Below are 23,119 nucleotides of genomic sequence, written 5' to 3' on the forward strand. Positions count from 1 at the left end.
GAGAGCGTGAGGAAGTCTGTTATAATAACAGGATGAGTGTGAAAGAAAGAGAAGTGAAAAGCATGTCAAAAACAGTTGTATTAGCTGAAAAACCTTCAGTCGGCCGGGACTTGGCCCGCGTTCTGAAGTGTCATAAAAAAGGAAACGGATATCTTGAAGGCGACCGCTACATCGTCACATGGGCGCTCGGGCATCTGGTAACGCTCGCTGACCCTGAAGGATACGGCAAAGAATTTCAATCATGGCGGCTTGAGGATCTGCCGATTATTCCGGAGCCTTTAAAGCTCGTCGTCATTAAAAAAACAGGAAAACAGTTCAATGCGGTCAAAGCTCAGCTTGTCCGGAAAGACGTCAGCCAGATCGTAATCGCTACAGACGCAGGACGGGAAGGGGAACTTGTGGCCCGCTGGATTATCGAAAAGGCAAACGTCCGCAAACCGATTAAGCGGCTGTGGATTTCCTCTGTGACGGATAAGGCGATTAAAGAAGGATTTCAAAAGCTCCGCAGCGGCAAAGAGTACGAAAACCTGTATCATTCCGCCGTTGCCAGAGCGGAAGCGGATTGGATCGTCGGCATCAACGCGACCCGCGCCCTGACCACGAAATTTAACGCGCAGCTGTCATGCGGACGCGTCCAGACTCCGACACTGGCGATGATCGCCAAACGCGAAGCGGATATTCAGGCGTTCAAACCCGTTCCTTATTACGGTCTCCGCGCGGCGGCTGATCAGATGACGCTGACATGGCAGGATAAAAAAACAAAGCAGACAAGAACGTTCGATCAGACGGTGACCGGCCGTTTGGCAAAAGGCCTGCAAGGAAAGCCGGCAGTCATTTCAGAATTGAAAAAAACGGCGAAGAAAAGCTTCGCTCCCGGTCTTTACGACTTGACGGAATTGCAGCGGGACGCTCATAAGCGCTTCGGTTTCTCCGCAAAAGAGACGCTGTCCGTTCTTCAAAAGCTGTATGAACAGCATAAGCTTGTCACTTACCCGCGGACGGATTCCAGATTCCTTTCCGCAGACATCGTGCCGACTTTAAAAGACCGTTTAAACGGCATGGAAGTTAAGCCGTACGCCCAGTACGTCAATCAAATACTGAAGCGGGGCGTCAAAGCGCATAAAGGATTCGTCAATGATGCGAAAGTATCGGATCACCATGCCATCATTCCGACAGAGGAGCCGCTGATCCTTTCAAGCCTCAGCGACAAAGAACGAAAGCTTTACGATCTGATTGCCAAACGTTTTCTCGCCGTGTTAATGCCGGCGTTCGAATACGAAGAAACAAAGGTCACAGCCGATATCGGCGGCGAAACATTTACCGCAAAAGGGAAAACGGTTCAATCGCCTGGCTGGAAAGCCGTGTATGATATGTACGAGGATGATGACGATCATGAGGAAGACAAAGACCAGACGCTCCCGGATCTTCAGCAGGGTCAGCGCCTCACTGTCTCATCATTGAAAGAAACGAGCGGACAGACGAAACCGCCGGCGCGCTTTAATGAAGGCACGCTGTTATCCGCGATGGAGAACCCAAGCGCCTTTATGCAGGGAGAAGAGAAGAACCTTGTGAAAACATTGGGTGAAACCGGCGGACTCGGAACAGTCGCCACCCGCGCTGATATCATTGAAAAACTGTTCAACAGTTTCTTGATCGAGAAAAAAGAAAAAGATATTTTCATTACGTCAAAGGGGAAGCAGCTCTTACAGCTCGTCCCGGAAGATTTAAAATCGCCGGCCTTAACCGCTGAGTGGGAGCAAAAGCTCTCCGCCATCGCAGCGGGCAAACTGAAATCCGCCGTGTTCATTAAAGACATGAAAACATATGCGGGCAAAACGGTGAAGGAAATCAAAAACAGCAGCCAGACTTTCAGACATGACAACATTTCAGGCACCGCCTGCCCTGATTGCGGCAAAATGATGCTTAAAGTCAACGGCAAACGCGGCACGATGCTCGTATGTCAGGATCGTGAGTGCGGCAGCCGGAAAACGCTGGCAAGAAAAACAAACGCCCGCTGTCCGAACTGTCATAAGAAAATGGAGCTTCGCGGCCAGGGCGAAGGCCAAACCTTCGCATGTGTATGCGGCCACCGGGAGAAACTGTCCGTCTTTGAAAAGCGGAAGGCGAAAGATAAATCCGGACGCGCATCCAAGCGGGACATCAACTCTTATATGAAAAGCCAAAACAAAGAGGAGCCGATGAACAACGCGCTGGCAGAACAGCTGAAAAAACTCGGCCTGGATAAATAGATCAGAGAAAGGCAGCATTTGTAAAGAAATGCTGCCTTTTGTTGTGTTTTTTACTGTAATGGGAATACGATCCAGACGAAGAGGGAAAAGGTGAGAGGCGGCGCTCCCATTTAAAATTTTCCAATGTGAAAAAATGCTAGTATTCTTTTATCGTTTCCTTTATAGTAAAAATACTTTGTGAAAAAATAAGATATGGGTCTAAAAAAGGATTTATAAAATAGGAGGATGGGCTGTGAAGCAAATCGTTTTTCGTCTGATGCTCCTTTTGATTTCGATCGTTCTGACGGCGGGGTGCGCGGAGGCCGGCACTGAAAAACAGGCGGCAGCCGAACCGTCCGGACCGCTTCAGCCCGCAGAGCATTTTATTTATCATAAATTGATGAACGGGCGGGGGATGATCCGGACGAACATATCCGGTGAGCCGGAATATTTATCTGAGTCTCTCGGACTATGGATGGCATTTTTGCTGAACAGGAAAGATGAACGGCAGTTTCAAGCGCAATATCAGCTTCTCACCGATTCGTTTCTGACGAAAAACGGGCTCGTGTCGTGGAAGATTGACGGGAATAAAGCGAGCGGCACCAATGCCTTAATTGACGATTTCAGAATCATGAACTGTCTGAATGAGGCCGGAACCCTGTGGGGAAACAGTGAATACGGGAAAACAGCGGTGCAGATCGGGAAGGCGCTGGAAAAATACAATACGAATGACGGGTATTTTACGGATTATTATGATGCCGCTTCAAATGCCGCATCAAAGACCGTGACGTTATCCTATGTTGACCCCGGCGCCTTACAGATGCTCAGAGAAAAAGGGATTATCGATGAGAAAACGGAAAACCGGAACCTTGATGTTCTCAATCATGCGCCCCTGAAAAATGGTTTTCTGCCGAAATCATTCAATACCGAAACAAAGGAATACAAATATGACAGCGAAGTGAATGTCATCGACCAGCTGTACGCCGCCGTGAATCTGAAGCGGGGCGATGGCAAGGCTGCCGCGCTGTCAAAATGGATGATAGAGGAATTTAAGTCGCGCGGACAGCTGTACGGACGATACAGCGCAGACACGAAGGAGCCGGCGGTTCAGTACGAATCACCGTCCGTTTACGCCCTGGCCGTTCTTTTTTTAGCAGAACAAAAAGCTGATCCGGCTGTCATCAAGCCGCTTTATGAAAGAATGACTTCATTTGAAACACTGGACACGCTGAAACCCGATTACGGCGGCTATATGAGCGGGAGCGATACACATTCTTTCGATAACCTGCTGCCGCTTCTGGCTGAAAGGAAATTGTTTAATGAAAATATCATTCAATGAATCACAAAAACTGTGCAGCTACACAGCAGTTATGCTGGTGCTGCTGTCTTTTTTTATTTACTATGCGTCTCAGCAATCCGCAGGGCTTCTGATAACCTGCATCACATTGCTTGTTGCGGGAGCCGGCATATGGTTCGGGGCAATCTACGCGCTCGTCATGACCTTACTCGTCTTATTTGTTCTCGGCAGCCTGCTCCTGTGGTTTCAGACCGGGAGCTTTATGGCGTCTGCCGGTGCCGAAAGTCTGCAGGTGCTGGTCATTTGGGGGATTGCGCTGCTGCTCTTTTCTTAAATAGCGGGAAGGATTCACGAGTTGGCGAAGGGGCTTGAGCGCTCAGTGAAACAGCTGCGTGAAGAGATTACGAGCTTTGTCGCCGTCGACAGGGTGACCGGCTTTGACAACCATCTGCGGATGAAGCTGGAGCTTTCCGAGGAAATCAAGCGGGCGGAACGCTACGGCAATTCCTTCGTCTTTTTGCTGCTGCACATGCATTATTTCAAGGAATTCAAATCCCTGTACGGAGAAAAAGAGACCGATCGGCTGCTGGCGTTTATCAGCCGCCAAATCCGGTCAAGCGTTCGGGAAACAGACAAAAAATTCAGGCCGTCCGCCGAACGGTTCGGCATCGTGCTGACCCATACGCCTGAAGAAAACATGCCGGCCGTTCTGGCGAAGCTGAAAAAGGAATTGGATACGTACCGGCTGCAAAACGGTAAATACGTCTCCATCACCTTCCGTGTATGTTACTTGCCGTACCGAAAAGATTTACAAACGGCCGAGCAATTTTTAAACGAACTGGAAAACGAGATGATGATGAATGAACTCTAAATGGATACGTCTCTTACTCTCGGCGCTCTTCATGATTTCGGCGGTTTATGTTCCCCGTCCGGCGGAAGCAAAAGACAAAAAGGACGGCATTCTCATTATTTATACAAGCACGGACGGCAAAGAAACCGCTGAGGTCAAAATGCTTGATCTGACCGCGGGCCATTTCTCATCCGCCGTGACCGTGAAAAGCGACGGAGACATCACAGCCGCGGACCTCAAAAAGAATCGGCGCGTCATCTATTACGGCGTCACGAAAAAAAAGCTCAGCACATCATTTGTGTCACTGATCAGCAGCATGCCGCAGCAGCTTATCAGCATCGGCTATAACGCCGGACAGTTCCGCCAATTTGCGGGGTTGTCCCTGACAGAAAAAGAAACAGTATACCGCATTTACGGCAAGAAAGAAAAAACAGACATGCCGCTTGAAAAAGGGATGTCCGTGCTCGGCGTATCGGGAGTAAAAGGAAAGTCCCTTTATACATACCGGTCCGGTGACGGCAGCACCCGCCCTTTTATGTGGAAAACGGCGCGCTCTGACTATTATTTCGGTGTGACGAGCCTGTTAAATGATTCGTTTCTGACGGCGAAAGCGCTGCGCAACGCATTCGGAGAATCACAGGGCGGCACCCTCCTTTATTTACGGCTTGAAGACATCAGTCCGATGTCAGATGAAACATTGCTTTACGAAGCGGGCGCTTACCTGCATAAAAGACACATTCCGTTTATTCTGGCGGTCATTCCGGTCTATCTCAATCCGGAAAACGGAGAAAAAGTATACCTGGCGGACAAGCCGAAAATGGTCCGAGTCCTGAAAAAACTTCAGCAAATGGGCGGCAGCATCATTATTCACGGCTACACGCACGCATACCGATACAGCGAAACGGGAGAAGGCTTTGAATTTTGGGATGCCAAAGCGGATCAGCCGATTACGTCAGAAAATGCGGATGATACTCCGGTCAAGCTTGAAAAGGAACAGGATTTTCCGAATGAAAAAGCGTACCGGGCGTATGTGAAGCCTTTCCGTGAAAAAGAAAACATCTACACGAGAACGAAGCTGGAGCAGGCGATTGACGATCTGACAGAGCTCGGCCTTTACCCGCTGTCATTCGAAGCGCCGCACTACACGATGTCTGAAGAAGGCTACAAAATCGCATCTTCTTATTTCTCCAGTATTTTCGGACAAGTGCAGCTCAGCGGCACGACGTGGAAAACCTCGGGCGCCCCTCCGTTCGTCTCAAAGCCGGCTATGCTGGACGGGATGACGCTGTACCCTGAAACAATCGGTTATGCCGATAACTCAAAGGAAAATCCGCTCGGAGATATGGAGAATCATATTTCGCAGATGATTGATTTCGGCGGCGGAACGGCGGGCGGTTTCTACCATCCGTATCTCGGCATGAAATACCTCCCCGAGCTCGTCAATCAGATGGAGCGGATTCCCGGAGGCGAGTGGCTCGATCTGAAGAAAACGAAGCAAACGGTAACGTCGGACAGCGTCAGGATCAAAACGGACGGAGACGGAACCATTCATGTGGAGAACAAGATTCATCCGGTAACGGCCTTTTTCAATCATCACCAGCAGACGCCTTTGGAAAAAGCGCTTTGGATTCTCTCCGGCGTGGTGTTATTGTTTATCATCATGTTCGCCTGCTACGTTCTTTATTTGCGCGCCACATTAAAAAAACGAATCTTTAAGGAGAGAAGAAGCCTTGAGTAACATTCTGTTTTTTATCTCATTAAGTTTAATATGGGTGATGCTTCTCTATCACATGTTTCTGATGCAGGGCGGATTCAGGCATTATATGACCTTCGAACGGAACATTCCGAAATGGCGCGCAAAGATGGGGGAGCTCCCGAAGGTCAGCGTGCTCATTCCCGCGCATAACGAGGAGGTCGTCATCAGGCAGACGCTGAAGGCGATGGTGAATCTGTATTATCCGAAAGACAGGCTTGAGATCATCGTCGTTAATGATAATTCCTCCGACCGGACGGGAGACATCGTCAATGAATTTTCCCGTCAGTATGACTTCATTAAAATGGTCATCACAAAGCCCCCGAACGCCGGAAAAGGAAAATCTTCGGCGCTGAACTCAGGGTTCGCGGAATCGAACGGAGACGTGATCTGCGTGTATGATGCGGACAATACGCCGGAAAAAATGGCGGTGTACTACCTGGTTCTCGGTCTGATGAATGATGAGAAAGCGGGAGCGGTTGTCGGGAAATTCCGTGTCATCAATGCGGCCAAAACGATCCTGACGAAGTTTATCAATATTGAAACCATCTGCTTTCAGTGGATGGCGCAGGGCGGCAGATGGAAATGGTTCAAAATCGCCACCATCCCGGGAACGAACTTCGCGATCAGGCGGAGCATTATCGAACAGCTCGGCGGCTGGGATGATAAGGCGCTGGCGGAGGATACCGAGCTGACCATCCGCGTGTATAATCTCGGCTATCATATCCGCTTTTTCCCGGCGGCTGTGACATGGGAGCAGGAGCCTGAGACATGGAAGGTCTGGTGGCGTCAGCGGACAAGATGGGCGCGCGGCAACCAATACGTCGTTCTCAAGTTTTTATCCCAATTTTTCAAGCTGAAACGCAAGCGGATCATCTTCGATCTGTTTTATTTCTTTTTTACGTATTTTTTGTTTTTCTTCGGTGTGATCATGTCAAACACGATTTTTATCATCAATCTTTTTTACGACCTGCATCTGGCAGTCGGGTTTTTGGCGATGATTTTGTGGATACTGGCCTTTTTCCTGTTTATGACTGAGGTCATGATTACTTTGAGCATTGAAAAAACAGAAATGAACAAACAAAACTTCTTTATCGTATTTCTGATGTACTTTACATACTCCCAGGCTTGGATCGTGCTCGTCATCTGGTCATTATTCACAGAGATCAAGCACCGCTTGTTCAAGCAGGAAGTCAAGTGGTACAAAACGGAGCGATACAATCAAAATAAAAGCGGGTGACCTTTTTGAAAAAAGCGATCATATTGATAACCGGCCTTTTGCTATTGATGTATAACGGGCAGGCGGCCGCGGCCCTGGAGCTGAAAACGGACGGTTCCGCCCTCGGGACAAGCGCCGGCGCAAAAGAGCAGCAGGCGCTGACTGGCGATCTGATGACACTGTACGGGGCGAAAGACAGCTCAGAGCTGACCTATCAGATTCCTGCGGGAGCTTCGAATGCCGATCAGTCGCTTCTGATTGATTACGAGGCGTCAAACTTATTAATTGCCCCGTCTTCTTTAACCATCGCCATTGATGATGAACCCGTCAAATCCATAAAGCTTGACGGCAGCTCCAAGCGGAAAACGGTGAAGCTCAATCTCAGCAAAAGCCAATCCGCCCAAGGCTATCACAATGTATCATTACGGTTTTACGGCGTATTAAAAGAGGGCGTCTGCGTCAGGCAGGATACGTCAGGCAACTGGATAAAAATTTATCCGGACAGCCGCCTTGTGCTTTCAGAAGCAAGCAAGTCAAAGGGAGCGGATCTCGGCCATTTCCCGTATCCGTTTGCCCAATCAGGCAATACGGGTGAAGAAACCGATATTATCCTTCCTGACAAACCGACCTCGGCGGAAGCTGAAGCCGCAGTCAAAACAGAAGCATTTCTGAAAACAGCAGACAGCAGGCTGAAGGTATCCTTTGTAAAAGAATCCGACGCCGGCAAAATCAGCAATCCGTCAATTGTCATCGGCGCTGATCAGCATTGGAACGGGAAAATAAAAGAGCTTTTAGATCGCGGGAACATCAAAGCCGAAAACAACAAAATTCTTCTCGCTGAACGGGTTCTGACATCAGGGGACAAACGGCAGCCCGTCCTGTTTGTCACGGCGCAATCAGACAAAACGCTGGCGGATAAAATCCGCGTCATCACAGACAGCGCTTATTCAAGCCAGCTGGGCGGAGATACTTTGACAATCGGCCGCCTTCAGCCCGCTGCGGAAAAGACAGGCAATAAACTGACATTAGAGGACTTCGGCGCGGGAAATGTAACGGTCGGATCAAACAAAACGGCGTCAGAGCACTTCTTTTACCCTGCGGCGGCCGCTGTTGATAAAGACGGTAAGGTCAAGCTTTCACTTACATTAAAGACGTCTGAAACGATCCGGACGAAGGCGGATTCAGCTAATGACGCCGAGAGAGCGGAGCTGAACGTCATGGTCAACGGACAGCCGAATGCGGTGCGTCTTGATGATCTCGGCAATCAAGATAAAGACGGCTTTTACCACGTCTCAATCCCGATTGATCCGAAGCTTTTGCGAAGCAGCAGGTACATTGATCTGCAATTTGTCACGTCAGGTTTGAAACATAACAACCCGTGTATCGACCGTGACGAAAATAAATGGGTCTATATTGATAAAAGCAGCATGCTGACGTATCCGGTAAGCGATGCGGCGCAGAAAGCGGATTTCGGGCAATGGCCGCTCCCGTTTGCGGGCGGCGTGAAAGAGAAAACAGTAATCGTCATCCCGGATGACGTAAACATACAGACACTGAAAGAACTTTCTCTGGTGGCGGATTCATTTGGAAACGGCTTTACCGTAAAGACGGCATCAGACATGAAGGAAGCGGATGCCAAAGGCCGGAATGTTGTGTTTATCGGAAGTCTGCCGCAAATTCCGCTTTTGAAGTCAAACGCATCTAAGCTTCTCGTGCCGTCAGACCGCAGCGGCGCGTACGATGTTTCTTCGTTTCAGATGCTGAATGAGACAACGAAACAAGTCGCGTTTACCCAGGAATCACCTTGGGACTCCGGCCGGAGCATCGCTGTTTTTGCTCCGTTATCAGGCAGCGGCGCGGCTGTCACAAAAGAGCTGATCAGCTTTTTAGACAGCACAAGCGATGCCGCAACCGTCGTCAACGAAACGGCCGGCAAGCAGCTGTTTTCAAACCATCAGCAAATCAAATCCGACGACAGCAGTCCATCGCCTGATACGAAAAGCCGTTCCGCAGCACTGAACGTCACGTATATCGCTGTTTTCGCGGCGCTTATAATTATTGCGGCCGGTCTGATCTGGCTGACGGCAAGAAGGAAAAAAAGAAAAACGGATCATGAAAAAAGCGAAGAGTAATGAAGGAAAAAGAGGCCGTTAACAGGCCTCTTTTTTTGTATTTTTATTTCCATTTTTGGCGGTGATTTTTTTATTTTTGAAACAGCATAAAAGCCCCTTTACAACTGAACGGGACGGGAGTATGATCTCTTTTATAATCTATATCGCTTAATCTGTAATCAGAGCGGGGGAACCAATTTGCGGCGCGTCATGCCGCTTGGGGTGAATCCTTTTTCAGGTAGGGCCAACTCTCATCAGCCCGAATCCGACAGCTAACCTCGTAAGCGTTCATGAGAGGAGATGAATGAAACCTGTGCACGATTATGGCGCAGGGGCATCCGTTTGCCTCTGTGTCTTTTTGCTGTGCTGAAATATGGCATGCAATCGTTATTCGGAGACATCATAGCAGTAAGGGTTTGTAAATCAAACGGAAAATGAAAAAAAGGGGAAAACAACAAATGTACCATTCAATCAAAAGATTTTTGATTGGGAAACCGCTGAAATCACAGGCGGCCGGAGAGCAGAAACTCACGAAACTCAAGGCGCTCGCCATGCTTTCTTCAGACGCGCTGTCATCAGTTGCTTACGGAACGGAACAGATTCTGATCATTTTGGCTGCGGTAAGCGCGGCCGCGTTTTGGTATTCCATTCCGATCGCAGCCGGCGTTCTCATTTTGCTGCTTGCTTTGATTCTGTCCTACAGACAGATTATTTACGCTTATCCGCAAGGCGGGGGCGCTTATATGGTTTCAAAAGAAAACCTTGGTGAGAAGCCGGGTCTGATTGCGGGCGGCTCATTGCTTGTTGATTATATTCTGACGGTGGCGGTAAGCATTTCTGCCGGAACTGACGCCATTACATCGGCATTTCCGGCCCTGCACCCGTATCATTTGCTCATTGCTGTTTTGCTTGTAATTCTGATTATGATTTTAAATTTGAGAGGACTGTCAGAGTCGGCGTCCATTTTGGCGTATCCCGTCTATCTGTTTGTGGCGGCGCTTGTCCTTTTGATCGTCGTCGGACTGTTTAAGCTCATGACGGGCCAGGTTCATCCGGCCGAACACACGCCGATCGGCACACCCGTGGCGGGCATCACGCTGTTTTTGCTGCTGAAGGCCTTTTCATCCGGCTGTTCGGCACTGACCGGTGTGGAAGCCATTTCAAACGCGATCCCGGCCTTTAAAAATCCTCCGGCAAAAAACGCGGCCCGCACTTTGGCCATGATGGGGATTCTGCTGGCGATCTTATTTACGGGGATTACGGTGCTGGCGTACGGATACGGCACGGGACCGAAGCATGACGAGACCGTTATTTCGCAAATCGCCGCGGAAACTTTCGGACGGCATACGGTGTATTATTTCATTCAAGGCGTTACATCCTTGATTCTCGTGCTTGCGGCGAATACGGGCTTTTCCGCTTTTCCGCAGCTGGCGTTTAATTTAGCGCGCGATCAGTATATGCCGAGAATGTTTACGGTACGAGGCGACCGGTTAGGATTTTCAAACGGAATCATCTTTCTCGGTATCGCATCCATCTTGCTCATTCTTTTATTCGGCGGCCGCACGGAACATTTAATTCCGCTTTATGCCGTCGGCGTGTTCATTCCGTTTACGCTGTCGCAGACGGGAATGTGCATCAAGTGGATCAGGCAGAAGCCGAAGGGCTGGGCGGTAAAAATGCTGATCAACTCATGCGGCGCCGCCATTTCATTTATGGTGCTGTGTATTTTATTCGCGACGAAGTTCAATCTTGTCTGGCCGGTGCTGTTATTCATGCCTGCTGTCGTCATGCTGTTTTTCGTCATTAAAAATCACTACACCGCGGTCGGCGAACAGCTGCGGGTCGTTGATCAGCAGCCTGAGGAAATCAGGGGAACCGTCGTCATCGTGCCTGTCGCCGGTGTCACCACCGTCGTCCAAAAATCGATTCAGTATGCGAAATCATTATCGGATCAGGTCATTGCGGTTCATGTTTCCTTTGACAGAGAAAACGAAAAAAAGGTGGAAAAGCGCTGGGAAGAACTTCATAACGGCGTCCGCCTCGTCACCCTGCATTCCTCATACCGCAGTTTGGTTCACCCGTTTGATAAGTTTTTAGAAACGGTCGAACAAAAAGCGAAAAAAGAACAGTTCTCCGTGATGGTGCTGTTTCCGCAATTCATTACGAAAAAACGCTGGCAGACCATCCTTCACAACCAATCAGCCTTTTTACTCCGAGTCCGGCTGTTTTGGAAGAAGGACATCATCGTCGCCACCCTGCCGTATCATTTTAAAAAGTAACGGCAAAGACCGCAGGCTGAAATGCCGCGGTCTTTTTTGTAAAGGAGGACGCCATGGCTCAAGGCGCTTTTGTCATCATTCAAAATGACGGGCGGGACATATTGCTCGTAAAACGAAAAGACATTCCCTTATGGGATTTGCCCGGGGGCAGGATCGCAGAAGGTGAAACACCTGAATCCGCAGCCGTAAGAGAGGCCTTCGAAGAAACCGGTTATAACGTGACCATCATAAAAAAAGCCGGTGAGTATGAAAGGCCGGCATTTGAAGATACACAACATGTCTTCATCGGAGCCATTACCGGAGGAACACCGCTGATGAACGGGCCGGAAACCGCCGCATTACGCTGGTTTTCCCCAAACCGGCTGCCGCTGTTCATGGTGCCGAACAGGAAACTCCAAATAAAAGACGGACTCAATGGGGCGGCAAATCGTAAGGCAGTCCTTAAAGACCGAAATCTGTTATCCATCCTTGATCTGCTGAGAAAAAAGCTGAGAGTATAGCCCGTGTTTCAACCCGTATGAAAAAGGGGATGAATACAGGTAAAAGGAGGATGCAGTATGCCAAGTAAAACAGCAGGACACGTAATGACGGAGCTGCTTGAACAATGGGGAGTCGGTCATATATACGGCATTCCCGGAGACAGCATTAATGAATTTATCGAAGAACTGAGACATGAACGAAATAACCTGACATTCATCCAAACCCGGCACGAAGAAGTCGCAGCCCTGGCCGCCGCGGCTGAGGCAAAACTGACCGGGCAGATCGGTGTCTGCCTTTCAATCGCAGGACCGGGGGCCGTTCATCTGCTGAACGGTTTATACGACGCCAAAGCGGACGGCGTTCCGGTGCTGGCGATTGCGGGACAGGTGGCTTCCGATGAAATCGGCCGTGACAGCTTTCAGGAAATCAAATTAGAGCAAATGTTTGAGGACGTGGCGGTATTCAACCAGCAAGTACATACGGCAGAAGCGCTGCCCGATCTTCTGAATCAGGCGATCCGCACGGCTTACAGCAAAAAAGGCGTTGCCGTTTTAACCGTTTCTGATGATTTATTCGCGCAAAAAATCAAACGGGAGCCGGTTTACACATCGCCGATATACCTCAAAGCTGATATAGAGCCGAAAAAAGAACATCTCGTGACATGCGCGCAATATATTAACAACGCAAAAAAACCGGTCATTCTCGCCGGCCAAGGGTTAAAATCAGCAAAAGAGGAGCTGCTCGCATTCGCCGATAAAGCGGCCGCTCCGATTGTCATTACCCTTCCGGCAAAAGGCGTCGTGCCTGACAGCCATCCCCACTTTCTCGGGAATCTCGGGCAAATCGGCACAAAGCCCGCCTACGAAGCAATGGAGGAATGCGATCTGCTGATCATGCTCGGTACGTCGTTCCCATACAGGGATTATCTCCCGGATGATACGCCTGCTATTCAGCTTGATTCGGATCCGGCGAAAATCGGGAAGCGCTATCCCGTCAATGCGGGAATCGTCAGTGATGCGGCTCTGGGACTGAAAGAGCTGACGGAATACATTGAATATAAAGAAGACAGAAGATTTTTGGACGCCTGCACCGAGCACATGAAGCATTGGTGGAAGGAAATCGAAAAGGATGAAACCGAAGCGACTCATCCGCTCAAGCCGCAGCAGGTCATTGCCCGGCTTCAGGATGCCGCCGCAGAGGACGCCGTCCTGTCGGTGGATGTCGGAACGGTTACGGTGTGGATGGCCCGCCATTTTAAGATGAAGAAGCAGGACTTTATCGTCTCAAGCTGGCTCGCCACGATGGGATGCGGGCTTCCGGGAGCGATTGCCGCAAGCCTTGCCGAACCTGAACGGCAGTCCATCGCCATTTGCGGAGACGGCGGATTTTCAATGGTGATGCAGGACCTGCCGACGGCTGTTAAATATAAACTGCCGATTACGGTTGTCATATTAAACAACGAAAATTTAGGCATGATTGAATATGAACAGCGGGTCAAAGGCAACATTGACTACGTCACCCAGCTGCAAAATATGGATTACGCCGCTTTTGCAGAAAGCTGCGGAGCAAAAGGCATCAAAGTGACGAAACACGAGGAATTGGCTCCCGCTTTTCATGAAGCGCTCAACTCAAATGAGCCGGTCGTCATCGACGCCGTCATCGGCGACGAGCCGCCGCTTCCGGGAAAAATCACTTACGGCCAAGCGAAGGGCTTCAGCAAATACATGCTGAAAAACTTCTTTGAAAACCAAAAAATCGAAATGCCGTCACTCAAGAAAAGCTTAAAACGGCTGTTTTAAGAAGCCGGCGGTTATAAAAAAATAAACAGGCAGCATGCCTGTTTATTTTTTTAGGCTTTCTTATTGATGATTATTTCTTTACTGACCCCTTCCATGGTAAGGAAGTGGTCAGCAGTTTGAACCCGCTTGGAAGCTTAGAGGACGGGAACCGTAACCGAAAGTATATCGTATTAAAATCTGCGGAAACGGTAAAGAAAATCGTAAAATCTGCAGCTAGCAAGCGATGGCTGATAAAAAAGCTTTTGGAGGGCCAGGACAGTTCATAACAAACGTGGTTCGCACATTAGCATCGCACAGCCCTTATCAGCAAAAACAGGAACAAAGACTGGCGTGGCGACGTACACCGTCAAGAAGGGAGATGTCCTCCCTGTAATTGCACAGAAAACTGCCGTAAACATGGCCACCATCCAGAGATTGAACAGTATCAAGGACCCGAATTTTATCAAAGTCGGCCAAGTATTAAAGCTGACGGACTCGGCCAGCTCTCCAACAAAAGGAAAAAAATCATCTTACACGCTGCCATCGGGCGTTTTTAAAGTGACAAGCCCCTTAACTAAGGGAACGGCCGTGAAACAGATCCAGACAGCTTTGGCGGCTCTCTATTATTATCCGGACAAAGGGGCAAAGAACAACGGAATAGATGGCTATTACGGTTCGAAAACAGCAAACGCGGTCAAACGATTCCAGTCCATGTATGGACTGCCTGCTGACGGCATTTACGGGCCGAAAACGAAAGCAAGGCTTGGAGAAATGTTAAAAAGGGAATAAAAAAGCAGGCTCTAAATTGCCTGCTTTTCTTTTTATTAGCCTAATTTCTCTTTTGAGATCTTATCCAAATTAGTAAAAAGTATATCCAGGCCCGAAAATAAGAAAGTTATGAAGAATGAAAGAAGAATTTCTCCACCTTGAAATATAGATATGTTTTCAATGAAATTACTGGAAACATATTTAATTGAGAAGTAAACAGCAGCCCATGCAAAAATGAATTCAAGTATATAGGCTAACCAAGCAGGTAATTTAAAAATATGAGTAATTCCTTTTACAATTGCCATAAGGATTAACATATAAATTAAAGCTAAAATACTTACGACAACAGAAAATATGTATAAGTCTGAAAGTGAACCATAGATGATATACTCTCCGAAAAAATGATTTACAGTTATAGCTACAAAATAAATAACTAGGCTAGGTACAGTTATAGCGAAGAACAGGGAGAATCCAATAAGCCCTATGAATGCTACATGAGCTAAGTGGTTGGGTGGTGTATCCACAATCTCCTTTTTTAATAGAATCATAAAAATAAGAGATGAAATAACAAGACAGCATAGTATGGTGAGCAATACGGTAATAAAGATAGCCATGTTAACCTCCAATGAAAAAGTGCTATTAGAGTGAATCTAACAGCACTTTAAATTTTAAATATGTTAAATCAAAGCAACAATGAATTTAGCTAAAGTGGTAGCTACATCTGTAGGAGCTCCGATAGCTTTAAAAGCTTTTGTAAATTGTTTTACACCCCAATTTTCACCTTTATCCATAATGTCGGCAACCTTCTTAGAGTTTTTTCTAATCCATGCCGCAGCTTTAGGGGAGAATGGCTTTAAGGCTTTTGATAAAAGCCATCCACCTGAACGGCAGGCAGCTCTGAAAGCCTTATAGGACCACGAAACTACACCTTGGGTTTGGTAGTCACCATTGAGAGCCGCTTTGGTTGGAATAGTGCCAGGCATTCCAGTTGGAATAGTACCTGGTGCAGTTTTCGTTACCGGTACAGGAGTTGTGGTTCTGTTTTCAGCTGCTAAAGCACCTGAAGTACCCAAGAATGATGTAAGTAGAGTTGCGCTTAAAACTACAGGGATTACTTTCTTCTTCATATATATTTTCCTCCTAATAATTTATGAATAACAATAAAATGTTTCATCGCTAACGTTGTCCAATGAGCGAGGCTTTTAGCCTTGTCAGAAAGTCCAGACTTTTTAAGTGAAAGAAAAAATTCTCTCCACGTCAATACAACTCAAGGCAACATATTCGTTTAATAGCTTCTTTAAAACCAGTTTAAGCTAAAAGGAAAACGGCTTATCAATTATTATAAAAAATTGGTTTGGTAATTCCAGTGGCATTAGTAGTGATATCTCGGTTTTCTTCAGCTCAGGATGTGGGGACAAAAGAAGCAGTTACAAGGGCTAAAGATGTGGCGAATAGAATACCGTTAGCTACGTGTTTAATGAAAAATCCTCCTTTAGGAATGTAATCTGCCAGCGAAATGAAAGACTATGTATTTAGGATAGTCCTATATTATTCGCTTTGAATATTTTTCCACCTCCTTCAGAAACCATTCTATCAATAGGTATTTTTTGGGTAAATAGTATCTTTATGTTGAGGTATAATTTCCCTGTGTCTTAAAAACAAGTTAATCAGGTGAGTATGACGCAAAAGTAAATTGCGGTTTTTTTTCGTTTTCACTTTATGTTCAAATAGTTATAATATTACAAAAATAGTGATTAGAGGGAGAGGTATATATGGATCAAGTTTTGCCGTCGTCCCAAGTTGGTGTCAAGATCAATGAATGGTACAAAATGATTCGCCAGTTCAGTGTGCCTGATGCTGAGATTTTAAAGGCTGAAGTCGAACAGGAAATAGAGGAGATGGAAGAGGATCAGGATTTGCTTGTCTTTTATTCATTGATGTGCTTTCGTCACCAATTGATGTTAGATTCCTTGGAGCCGGAAGACAGATATCGAGATCGCCCCACAGTCGACGAACTACTTGAAAAAATAGAAAAGCCGCAAAAAAGACTTACAGGCCTCTTGAAGTATTACTCATTATTTTTTCGTGGAATGTATGAATTTGATCATAAAGAGTATGTTGAAGCGATAGGCTATTATCGCAAAGCAGAGAGAGAGTTGAATGCTGTATCAGATGAAATGGAGCAAGCTGAATTTCATTACAAAATAGCTGATGCCTATTATCAAATTGATCAGCACTTTGTTTCCCTCAATCATTTGAAAAAAGCCAAGCAATTGTTTGAAAAAAATCAATTATACAAAGTGAAAGTGATTGGCTGTAATATGATGGTCGGTGCTAACATGTACGATATGTACAGGCTGACGGAAGCAGAATCATATTATCGGGAAGCATTAAGTATCGCCCGTGGGTTGGAAGAGGAAAAAGTGAAAAGGATTATCGGGTGATCTTTCATAACTTAGGCTTAGTTTATTTAAGAGGGGAAAATTTGATTGCTGCTGAAGAGAATTTCAAAAAGGCAATAGACGTGAAAGAACATATTGATACAAACGGCTTTAAATCGTGCTCGGACTTCTAATGAAGAAGAATATTTGGCGAAATTAAAAATCATTAATTCATTATACGAAGAATATAATGAAACAGCAGTGAAACAAAGCTTAGGCTACTTAGAAGAGAAACGCCTTTGGTCTGATTTCGCAGAGCTAACTGAACAATTAGGTGACTTTCATTTTGAGAAGAGAAACTATGCAGAGGGAAGAAACTTTTTAAAGAAAACCATACATGCCCAAACACAAATACTTAAGGTTACGGAGGCTATATCATGAAGAAGGTTATAATCAGCTCCGCTTTAATCGGTATTCTTTTTACTGGATTATTAAGTGTAACAAATGTTTATACTGCTGAAATGAGTGATTCTGGAACTTTCCACATCGCTGAAAAAGCTATAAATATTTAAGTGTTCTCCAATTTTTGACCTCCACCTTTTAAGACTGGGGGATTTCTTTTTCTTATCCAGTAATCAACATACGCAGCCTCATATGGTTCTTAACCGCTGAGTGTATTGCGTTCACCTTTCCGTTTTGCTGTGAAGTGTTTTCTTGAACTATGCATGCATGAGAAAGACGCCGTCCATTTTTAAGCCTTTCTTCAATCATTCAAGGAAAAACAAAGGAGCTATCGAGAAGATTTCGACCTTGATAAACAGCCTGCATGCCTGTTTATTTTTTTTGTTTGTTGAGCGACTTGGCTTGCATATAGCCGCCCTAAACGGAAACGGAGATTGTGAAAAACCACAGCTGGCGAGCGATGGCTGATCAAGAAACTTATGAAGGACCAGTGCAATTCATCTCAAGAACAGCCAGAGAGCGGTCACAAAAGCGATCATAAAGTAATCTCCCTCATTCAGTGTAGTTCCATTTTTGACAAACACATGTGCCGTCCGGTTTGTCTGTGTCCCTTTCGGGGTTTTAAGCGCAATGTTCTTCCCTATATTGTAATAAACAATTTTAAACAAATAATATGCCAGCGAACAGAGTAAAAAGAGCAACATGAACTTGCCAATAAACAATATCATGTTTCATTACTCCCTTTTGCAGTTTTTTCGTTTGAATATATGACGGAAAAGTCAGGATGTTATATAAAAGGAGAAGTATTTTACAGAGGCTGGTGTTATTCATTAATGAATGGCTCACCGTAACATCTCCAGAACAATTTCAAAACGAAAGAGAAGCCCGAGGATTATTAAAAAACAGTCCCTAATGTGTCCGCTTTTTTTTGAAAATTTGATCTAAGATGAACATAAAGAGGGTGAATAAGAAGGACACCGTAATCATATCTATCAGAAATATATTAGGAGTATCTTTTATTAATAGCAGCCATACCACCTGCAAAACTAAAGAAATAGAAAAGTAGGATATATATGTCATGATCCTCATATCTGTTACCCCCTTAACCTAATTTCTCTTTTGTGATCTTATCCAAATTAGTGAAAAGGATATCCAATCCCGAAAATAAGAAAGTGATGAACAATGAAAGAAGCACTTCTCCACCTTGAAATATAGATATGTTCTCAATGATATGATTGGAAACGTATTGAACTGAGAAGTAAACAGCAGCCCATGCAAAAATGAATTCAAGTATATAGGCTAACCAAGCAGGCAATGTCAAAACATGAGTCATTCCTTTTACAATTGCCGTAAGGATAAGCATATAAACTAAAGCTAAAATACTGACGACGACAGAAAATATGTATAAGTCTGAAAGTGAACCATAGATGATATACTCTCCGAAAAAATGATTTACAGTTATAGCTACAAAATAAATAACTAGGCTAGGTACAGTTATAGCGAAGAACAGGGCGAATCCAATAAGTATGATGAATGCTGCATGAGCTAAACGGTTTGGCGGTGTATCCACGATCTCTTTTTTTAATAGAATCATAAAAATAAGAGATGAAATCACAAGGCAGCATAAGAAAGTGAGCAAAACAGTAAAAAAGACAGTCATGTGACATCTCCAATGAAAAAGTGCTATTAGAGTGAATCTAACAGCACTTTGCATTTACTTCATACGTATTTTCCTGATGATCATTTATGAATGATTTTAAAATGCTTTCATTGCTAAAGTTGTCAAATGAGCGAGGTTTTTAGCCTGGATGTCAGAAAGTCCGGACTTTTTAAGTGAAAGATAAAGATTCTTTTCCACGTCAGTCCAGCTTAAGGCGACATACTCGTTCAGCATTTTCTTTAAAACCGGTTCTATGTGTTGATTGAAAACGGATTCAAGTTCATTTCTTATTTTCTTTCCTGCTAATTTTTCAACAAGATTGAATAATTTTGTTTTATTTTTCAGCACTTCTCTGATTACATCTTTGACTGGTTTTGACACAGATGCATCGCTTTGTGCTTTAAGTCCGTAGGAAAATTGCGTATCAGTCTGATAAAAAAATGATTTGGTCGTTCCAGTGGCATTGGCAGTATTATTATGATTTTCTTTAGCTAAGGATGCGGGGACAAAAGTAGTAGTTACAAGGGCTAAAGATGCGGCAAACAGAATGCCTTTAGCTGCGTGTCTAATGGGAAATCCTCCTTTAGAAATGTAGTGTAGAGAGAAATGAAAGACTATGTATTTAGGCGGGACCTTTATTATCCGCTTTGAACATTTTCCCCTCTCAGATACCATTCTATCAATAGGTATTTTTGGGGTAAATAGGATTTTCATACAGTATTTTTCTTATAATTCAAAATCTTCTTTAGCAGGATTCATTTTGGCTGCAGTTTCGACGATGGGACATGTGCTGAAGCCTATATAACACATGTACAGGCTGATTGAGGCGGAATCACATTATCGGAGCGGTTTATAATTCAGGGTTAATGAATAAAAATAAACAGGCGGCATGCCTGTTTATTTTCGTTTGCGTGAAAGAGCGAAGAAAAACGGGAAGGCGGAGCCGGCCAATAACGTACCGAATAAAAACATGCCCCCGATGAACACATGATAGTTCACCCCGCCGATCCAAAGCCCCGTGATTAAGGAAACGATGCTTAATGCGATCATCAAAAAGCCGGGAATCAGACGTTTCTTACCCGTTGTCCGATAAGCAAAAAGAGAACAGAAGATGCCGATGACAATCGGCACAATCCACAGATAAAAAAGGATAAATACTGACATAAGCAAAACTCCGATTTTTCTTCTATCATACCAAAAACGCCCGGAAAAAGATACGAACGGCACCCGGCGCCAAAAGAAAAACCGGCCGCTATGGCCGGTTTTTTTCTAACGGAATGAATCGTAGATCACAAACAGATTAAGCGCGATCACCAAAACCGCAATCAGCCAGGCGAGAGCCGTCACCCATTTTCGGTTCGTCAGGGCGCCCATCAGGCGTTTGTTGCTTGTAAACATAATCAGCGGCACGAGCGCAAAGGCGATGCCGAATGAAAGAACGACCTGGCTCCATACGAGCGCTTCTGTGGCGTTGATCCCCGAGATAATGATGATCATCGGCGGAATGATGGTAATGAAACGCCGCAAATAAAGCGGGATACGGTAACGGATGAAGCCCTGCATGATAATATCGCCTGACAATGTGCCGACAGAAGAGCTTGAAAGCCCTGCGGCCAGCAGCCCGATCCCGAAGAGAATGGCTGAAGCCGGTCCGATATAGTGGCCGAATTGCTGATAAGCCACGTCTAAATCTTCTACATACAGCCCGTTCTTGAAGAAAAGCGCGGCAGCGACGATGAGCATGCTTGCGTTAATCGCCCCGGCGATCACCATCGCGATAAGTATGTCAATCGTCTCGAATCTAAAAATCTTTTTCCGCTCACTATCCGTTTTTCCGACGACACGGCGCTGTGTCAGTGCGGAATGTAAGTAAATGGCATGCGGCATCACGGTTGCGCCGAGTATCCCGGTTGCCAAGAGCACACTGTCCATTTCGTCAATTTTCGGGATAAACAGCCCTTCGAGAACGGAAGTGGCGTCAGGTTTGGCAAAGAAGGTTTGCAGAGCGAAGGCGATCACCACGACAAACAGAAGTCCGGCGATGCCCGCTTCCAGCGCCCGGTAACCCCTGCGCTGCAGCTCTAAAATCGCGAATGATCCGATCGCCGCGATAATGGCCGCTTCAACCATCGGTATGCCGAACAGCAGGTTGAGCCCGAGCGCCGCCCCGATAAATTCTGCCAGATCAGTTGCCATAATTACCAGTTCACCCTGTATCCACAGCCCGGCGGATACCCATTTCGGGTACCGGTCTCTGGCGATTTCCGGAAGGTTTTTACCCGTGGCAATACCGAGCTTCGCGGAAAGAACTTGAATTAAAAAAGCCATCAAGTTTGAAAAGAGGATGACCCACAGCAGCATATACCCATATTTCGAACCAGCTGAGATATTCGTAGCGAAGTTTCCCGGATCAATGTAGGCAATCGCCGCGATAAAGGCGGGGCCTAAAAAAGGCAGAAGCCGCTTGAATCCCTTGCTTTTGCCGTCAAGTGCATCCTGCACGGCTTTTGATTGCAGTGATTGTGCTGAGATGTCTTTGCTCATTATGTCTCACCTAAATTCCGATAGATTTTTAGCTAAATAACAAAAAGTTTCCTAGATGCAAATTATTTTATCTACATCATAAATCCGCTATTATGAGATGTCAAGTTCTTTATGTTCAATAAACCGGCACATTGATGCCCTGTTTTATCTATGATATGTATCCCGCCGAAGAAAGGTCCGAAAATGAAAACGGCATCGTTCCGGGAAAGAAGCGATGCCGTTCGCAAAGCGTGTTTCCGCGTCCGATCATGCGCGAATGTGTGGAGCGTTCTTTTAAAAAGGTGAAAAGAGGACACTTGCCCATATCACTTCACAACTTTCTGTCCGCCCAACTGATTTGAGAAAAAGACGCTGTATTTCCTCCGTTTTCCCGGGTAAATAGAATAATAATGTTTCTTTCCATTGGAAGATAAAACCTTTCTGTACCATTCAAATGACCTCCGGAAAAACTCCGGCCGCTCTGAATAAACGTTTGAATCAACGATATATCAGTGATTCCAGTCCAATAAACCGCTGTTATCTATCAAATAAAGAATCGGCATGGCCACTTGCGAAGAAAAGAAGTTGGAGCATTAGACTTATTTCAGTCTCCCGGGCAAAAAAGTATAATAACGTCAGGAAAGCTTTCCAGCCATATGATAAAAGAGGGGGAATTTTCTTGGTACGTCGTTTGTCGATCATTTCTTTAGCCATGATTTTTGCTGTTTCTTTATTCGCTTTTGGCGGCTCTGCATCAGCAGCAGCTTTCAAACCTAAAGCTGAACCGGACGTTTCCATTTTAGCCAGCGGGGGTACAGTCGGTATTTACGGTGCTAATATGCGCTCATGCTCTAAGGTCAGCTGTTCAACGATCACAACATTCTCAAGCGGTAAAAAAATTACAGGTTCTTGGGTAACCGGAGAATATGTTCAAGGCCACTACACTAATTCTAATAAATGGCTGAAAGTCACGTATGCAGGAGCGACAGGCTACGTTTCAGTCACCACACTATCTTATTATTACGGTTTATAATCAGAAAAACCTCGTTCTCTTGAGAGCGGGGTTTTTCCTTTATTCCGATTCAATTTCCGCGTTTCGTTTCATCATCGTGTTTCATCAGCTGATCGATTTCTTCCTTAGAAGCGTTTTTTTTCCACTCTTTCGCCTGACTTGTCGCAATGGGAATGGCCCGTCCTTCTTCATAACCCTCATCTATCATCGCATTCGCGATTTCAATCGCTTTTTTCTTCACAGGTTCCTCGAGATTCTTCAATGATTGCGGATAATCCTTCATAGACCAAGGCATGTCTATCACTCCTTTATGAAAAG

The 23,119-nt window shown here is 45.8% G+C and carries 18 protein-coding genes, 4 pseudogenes and 1 riboswitch; of the genes and pseudogenes, 14 read left to right on the forward strand and 8 right to left on the reverse strand.

The annotated features are described in order from the left end of the window. Positions 1-62 precede the first annotated feature (62 nt). From U2H13_RS02300 to U2H13_RS02345, 10 genes and pseudogenes are all read left to right on the forward strand, one after another. The gene (locus tag U2H13_RS02300) at positions 63-2,249 is read left to right on the forward strand and encodes a DNA topoisomerase III (RefSeq protein WP_121984541.1); all 2,187 of its coding nucleotides are present in this window, start codon (positions 63-65) and stop codon (positions 2,247-2,249) included. Positions 2,250-2,481: 232 nt separating this feature from the next. Then, a complete protein-coding gene (locus tag U2H13_RS02305; protein ID WP_121984514.1) occupies positions 2,482-3,567 on the forward strand; it encodes a lipoprotein YdaJ in 1,086 nt (361 codons plus the stop codon). Then, positions 3,548-4,396: pseudogene (locus tag U2H13_RS02310) on the forward strand (diguanylate cyclase domain-containing protein). The gene U2H13_RS02305 and the pseudogene U2H13_RS02310 overlap by 20 nt, the downstream one beginning before the upstream one ends. After that, positions 4,386-6,113 (forward strand): DUF2334 domain-containing protein, encoded by a 1,728-nt coding sequence (locus tag U2H13_RS02315; RefSeq protein ID WP_376700655.1) that lies wholly within the window; start codon positions 4,386-4,388, stop codon positions 6,111-6,113. The pseudogene U2H13_RS02310 and the gene U2H13_RS02315 overlap by 11 nt, the downstream one beginning before the upstream one ends. Continuing rightward, the gene (locus tag U2H13_RS02320) at positions 6,106-7,368 is read left to right on the forward strand and encodes a glycosyltransferase (protein ID WP_017419244.1); all 1,263 of its coding nucleotides are present in this window, start codon (positions 6,106-6,108) and stop codon (positions 7,366-7,368) included. The genes U2H13_RS02315 and U2H13_RS02320 overlap by 8 nt, the downstream gene beginning before the upstream one ends. Positions 7,369-7,373: 5 nt before the next feature. Then, positions 7,374-9,479, forward strand: a complete 2,106-nt coding sequence (locus U2H13_RS02325) for a cellulose biosynthesis cyclic di-GMP-binding regulatory protein BcsB (protein WP_376700656.1) — start codon at positions 7,374-7,376, stop codon at positions 9,477-9,479. A 134-nt stretch (positions 9,480-9,613) separates the two neighbouring features. After that, a riboswitch (cyclic di-AMP (ydaO/yuaA leader) is annotated at positions 9,614-9,760 on the forward strand. A gap of 156 nt (positions 9,761-9,916) precedes the next feature. After that, complete coding sequence (locus tag U2H13_RS02330; protein WP_025649980.1) at positions 9,917-11,737, forward strand: APC family permease; 1,821 nt, start codon at positions 9,917-9,919, stop codon at positions 11,735-11,737. Positions 11,738-11,790: 53 nt separating this feature from the next. Further along, positions 11,791-12,237, forward strand: coding sequence for an NUDIX hydrolase (locus U2H13_RS02335; protein WP_017419242.1), 447 nt, complete (start codon positions 11,791-11,793; stop codon positions 12,235-12,237). Between the two features lie 57 nt (positions 12,238-12,294). After that, positions 12,295-14,016 carry a pyruvate oxidase gene (locus tag U2H13_RS02340; protein ID WP_014416943.1) on the forward strand — a complete coding sequence of 574 codons (1,722 nt, stop codon included), beginning with the start codon at positions 12,295-12,297 and terminating at the stop codon, positions 14,014-14,016. Between the two features lie 309 nt (positions 14,017-14,325). Beyond that, positions 14,326-14,784, forward strand: a pseudogene (locus U2H13_RS02345) (peptidoglycan-binding protein); the annotation flags it as partial. Between the two features lie 35 nt (positions 14,785-14,819). Here U2H13_RS02345 and U2H13_RS02350 read toward each other — a convergent pair. Both U2H13_RS02350 and U2H13_RS02355 read right to left on the reverse strand, forming a co-directional pair. Beyond that, a complete protein-coding gene (locus U2H13_RS02350) occupies positions 14,820-15,377 on the reverse strand; it encodes a hypothetical protein (protein WP_025649978.1) in 558 nt (185 codons plus the stop codon). A gap of 63 nt (positions 15,378-15,440) precedes the next feature. Next, the gene (locus U2H13_RS02355) at positions 15,441-15,890 is read right to left on the reverse strand and encodes a hypothetical protein (protein ID WP_025649977.1); all 450 of its coding nucleotides are present in this window, start codon (positions 15,888-15,890) and stop codon (positions 15,441-15,443) included. 645 nt (positions 15,891-16,535) lie between these two features. Between U2H13_RS02355 and U2H13_RS02360 the strand changes: the two are divergent. From U2H13_RS02360 to U2H13_RS02370, 3 genes and pseudogenes are all read left to right on the forward strand, one after another. Continuing rightward, a pseudogene (locus tag U2H13_RS02360) lies at positions 16,536-16,992 on the forward strand (aspartate phosphatase); the annotation flags it as partial. Positions 16,993-17,351: 359 nt separating this feature from the next. After that, positions 17,352-17,585 carry a hypothetical protein gene (locus tag U2H13_RS02365; RefSeq protein WP_233662573.1) on the forward strand — a complete coding sequence of 78 codons (234 nt, stop codon included), beginning with the start codon at positions 17,352-17,354 and terminating at the stop codon, positions 17,583-17,585. Beyond that, on the forward strand, positions 17,582-17,716 hold the full coding sequence (locus U2H13_RS02370) for a hypothetical protein (RefSeq protein ID WP_254926347.1): 135 nt from the start codon (positions 17,582-17,584) through the stop codon (positions 17,714-17,716). Before U2H13_RS02365 ends, U2H13_RS02370 begins: the two co-directional genes overlap by 4 nt. A gap of 387 nt (positions 17,717-18,103) precedes the next feature. Here the strand turns inward: U2H13_RS02370 and U2H13_RS02375 are convergent, their stop codons facing one another. From U2H13_RS02375 to U2H13_RS02395, 5 genes are all read right to left on the reverse strand, one after another. Continuing rightward, positions 18,104-18,334 carry a hypothetical protein gene (locus U2H13_RS02375; RefSeq protein WP_121984508.1) on the reverse strand — a complete coding sequence of 77 codons (231 nt, stop codon included), beginning with the start codon at positions 18,332-18,334 and terminating at the stop codon, positions 18,104-18,106. 374 nt (positions 18,335-18,708) lie between these two features. Further along, positions 18,709-19,266, reverse strand: a complete 558-nt coding sequence (locus U2H13_RS02380) for a hypothetical protein (protein ID WP_065180965.1) — start codon at positions 19,264-19,266, stop codon at positions 18,709-18,711. A 96-nt stretch (positions 19,267-19,362) separates the two neighbouring features. After that, positions 19,363-19,980: a hypothetical protein gene (locus tag U2H13_RS02385; protein WP_223204395.1), complete on the reverse strand. Its 618-nt coding sequence runs from the start codon at positions 19,978-19,980 to the stop codon at positions 19,363-19,365. Between the two features lie 183 nt (positions 19,981-20,163). After that, on the reverse strand, positions 20,164-20,430 hold the full coding sequence (locus U2H13_RS02390) for a hypothetical protein (protein WP_014416946.1): 267 nt from the start codon (positions 20,428-20,430) through the stop codon (positions 20,164-20,166). A gap of 105 nt (positions 20,431-20,535) precedes the next feature. Then, a complete protein-coding gene (locus tag U2H13_RS02395; RefSeq protein WP_376700802.1) occupies positions 20,536-21,813 on the reverse strand; it encodes an Nramp family divalent metal transporter in 1,278 nt (425 codons plus the stop codon). 655 nt (positions 21,814-22,468) lie between these two features. Here U2H13_RS02395 and U2H13_RS02400 point away from each other — a divergent pair. Further along, positions 22,469-22,822 carry a hypothetical protein gene (locus U2H13_RS02400; RefSeq protein ID WP_007410203.1) on the forward strand — a complete coding sequence of 118 codons (354 nt, stop codon included), beginning with the start codon at positions 22,469-22,471 and terminating at the stop codon, positions 22,820-22,822. A 58-nt stretch (positions 22,823-22,880) separates the two neighbouring features. Here the strand turns inward: U2H13_RS02400 and U2H13_RS02405 are convergent. Beyond that, positions 22,881-23,096 (reverse strand): annotated as a pseudogene (locus tag U2H13_RS02405) (DUF2188 domain-containing protein); the annotation flags it as partial. Between the last annotated feature and the right edge of the window lie 23 nt (positions 23,097-23,119).

The sequence above is a fragment of the Bacillus sp. A1 genome (assembly GCF_042296235.1).
In the GTDB taxonomy this organism is placed as follows: domain Bacteria; phylum Bacillota; class Bacilli; order Bacillales; family Bacillaceae; genus Bacillus; species Bacillus velezensis.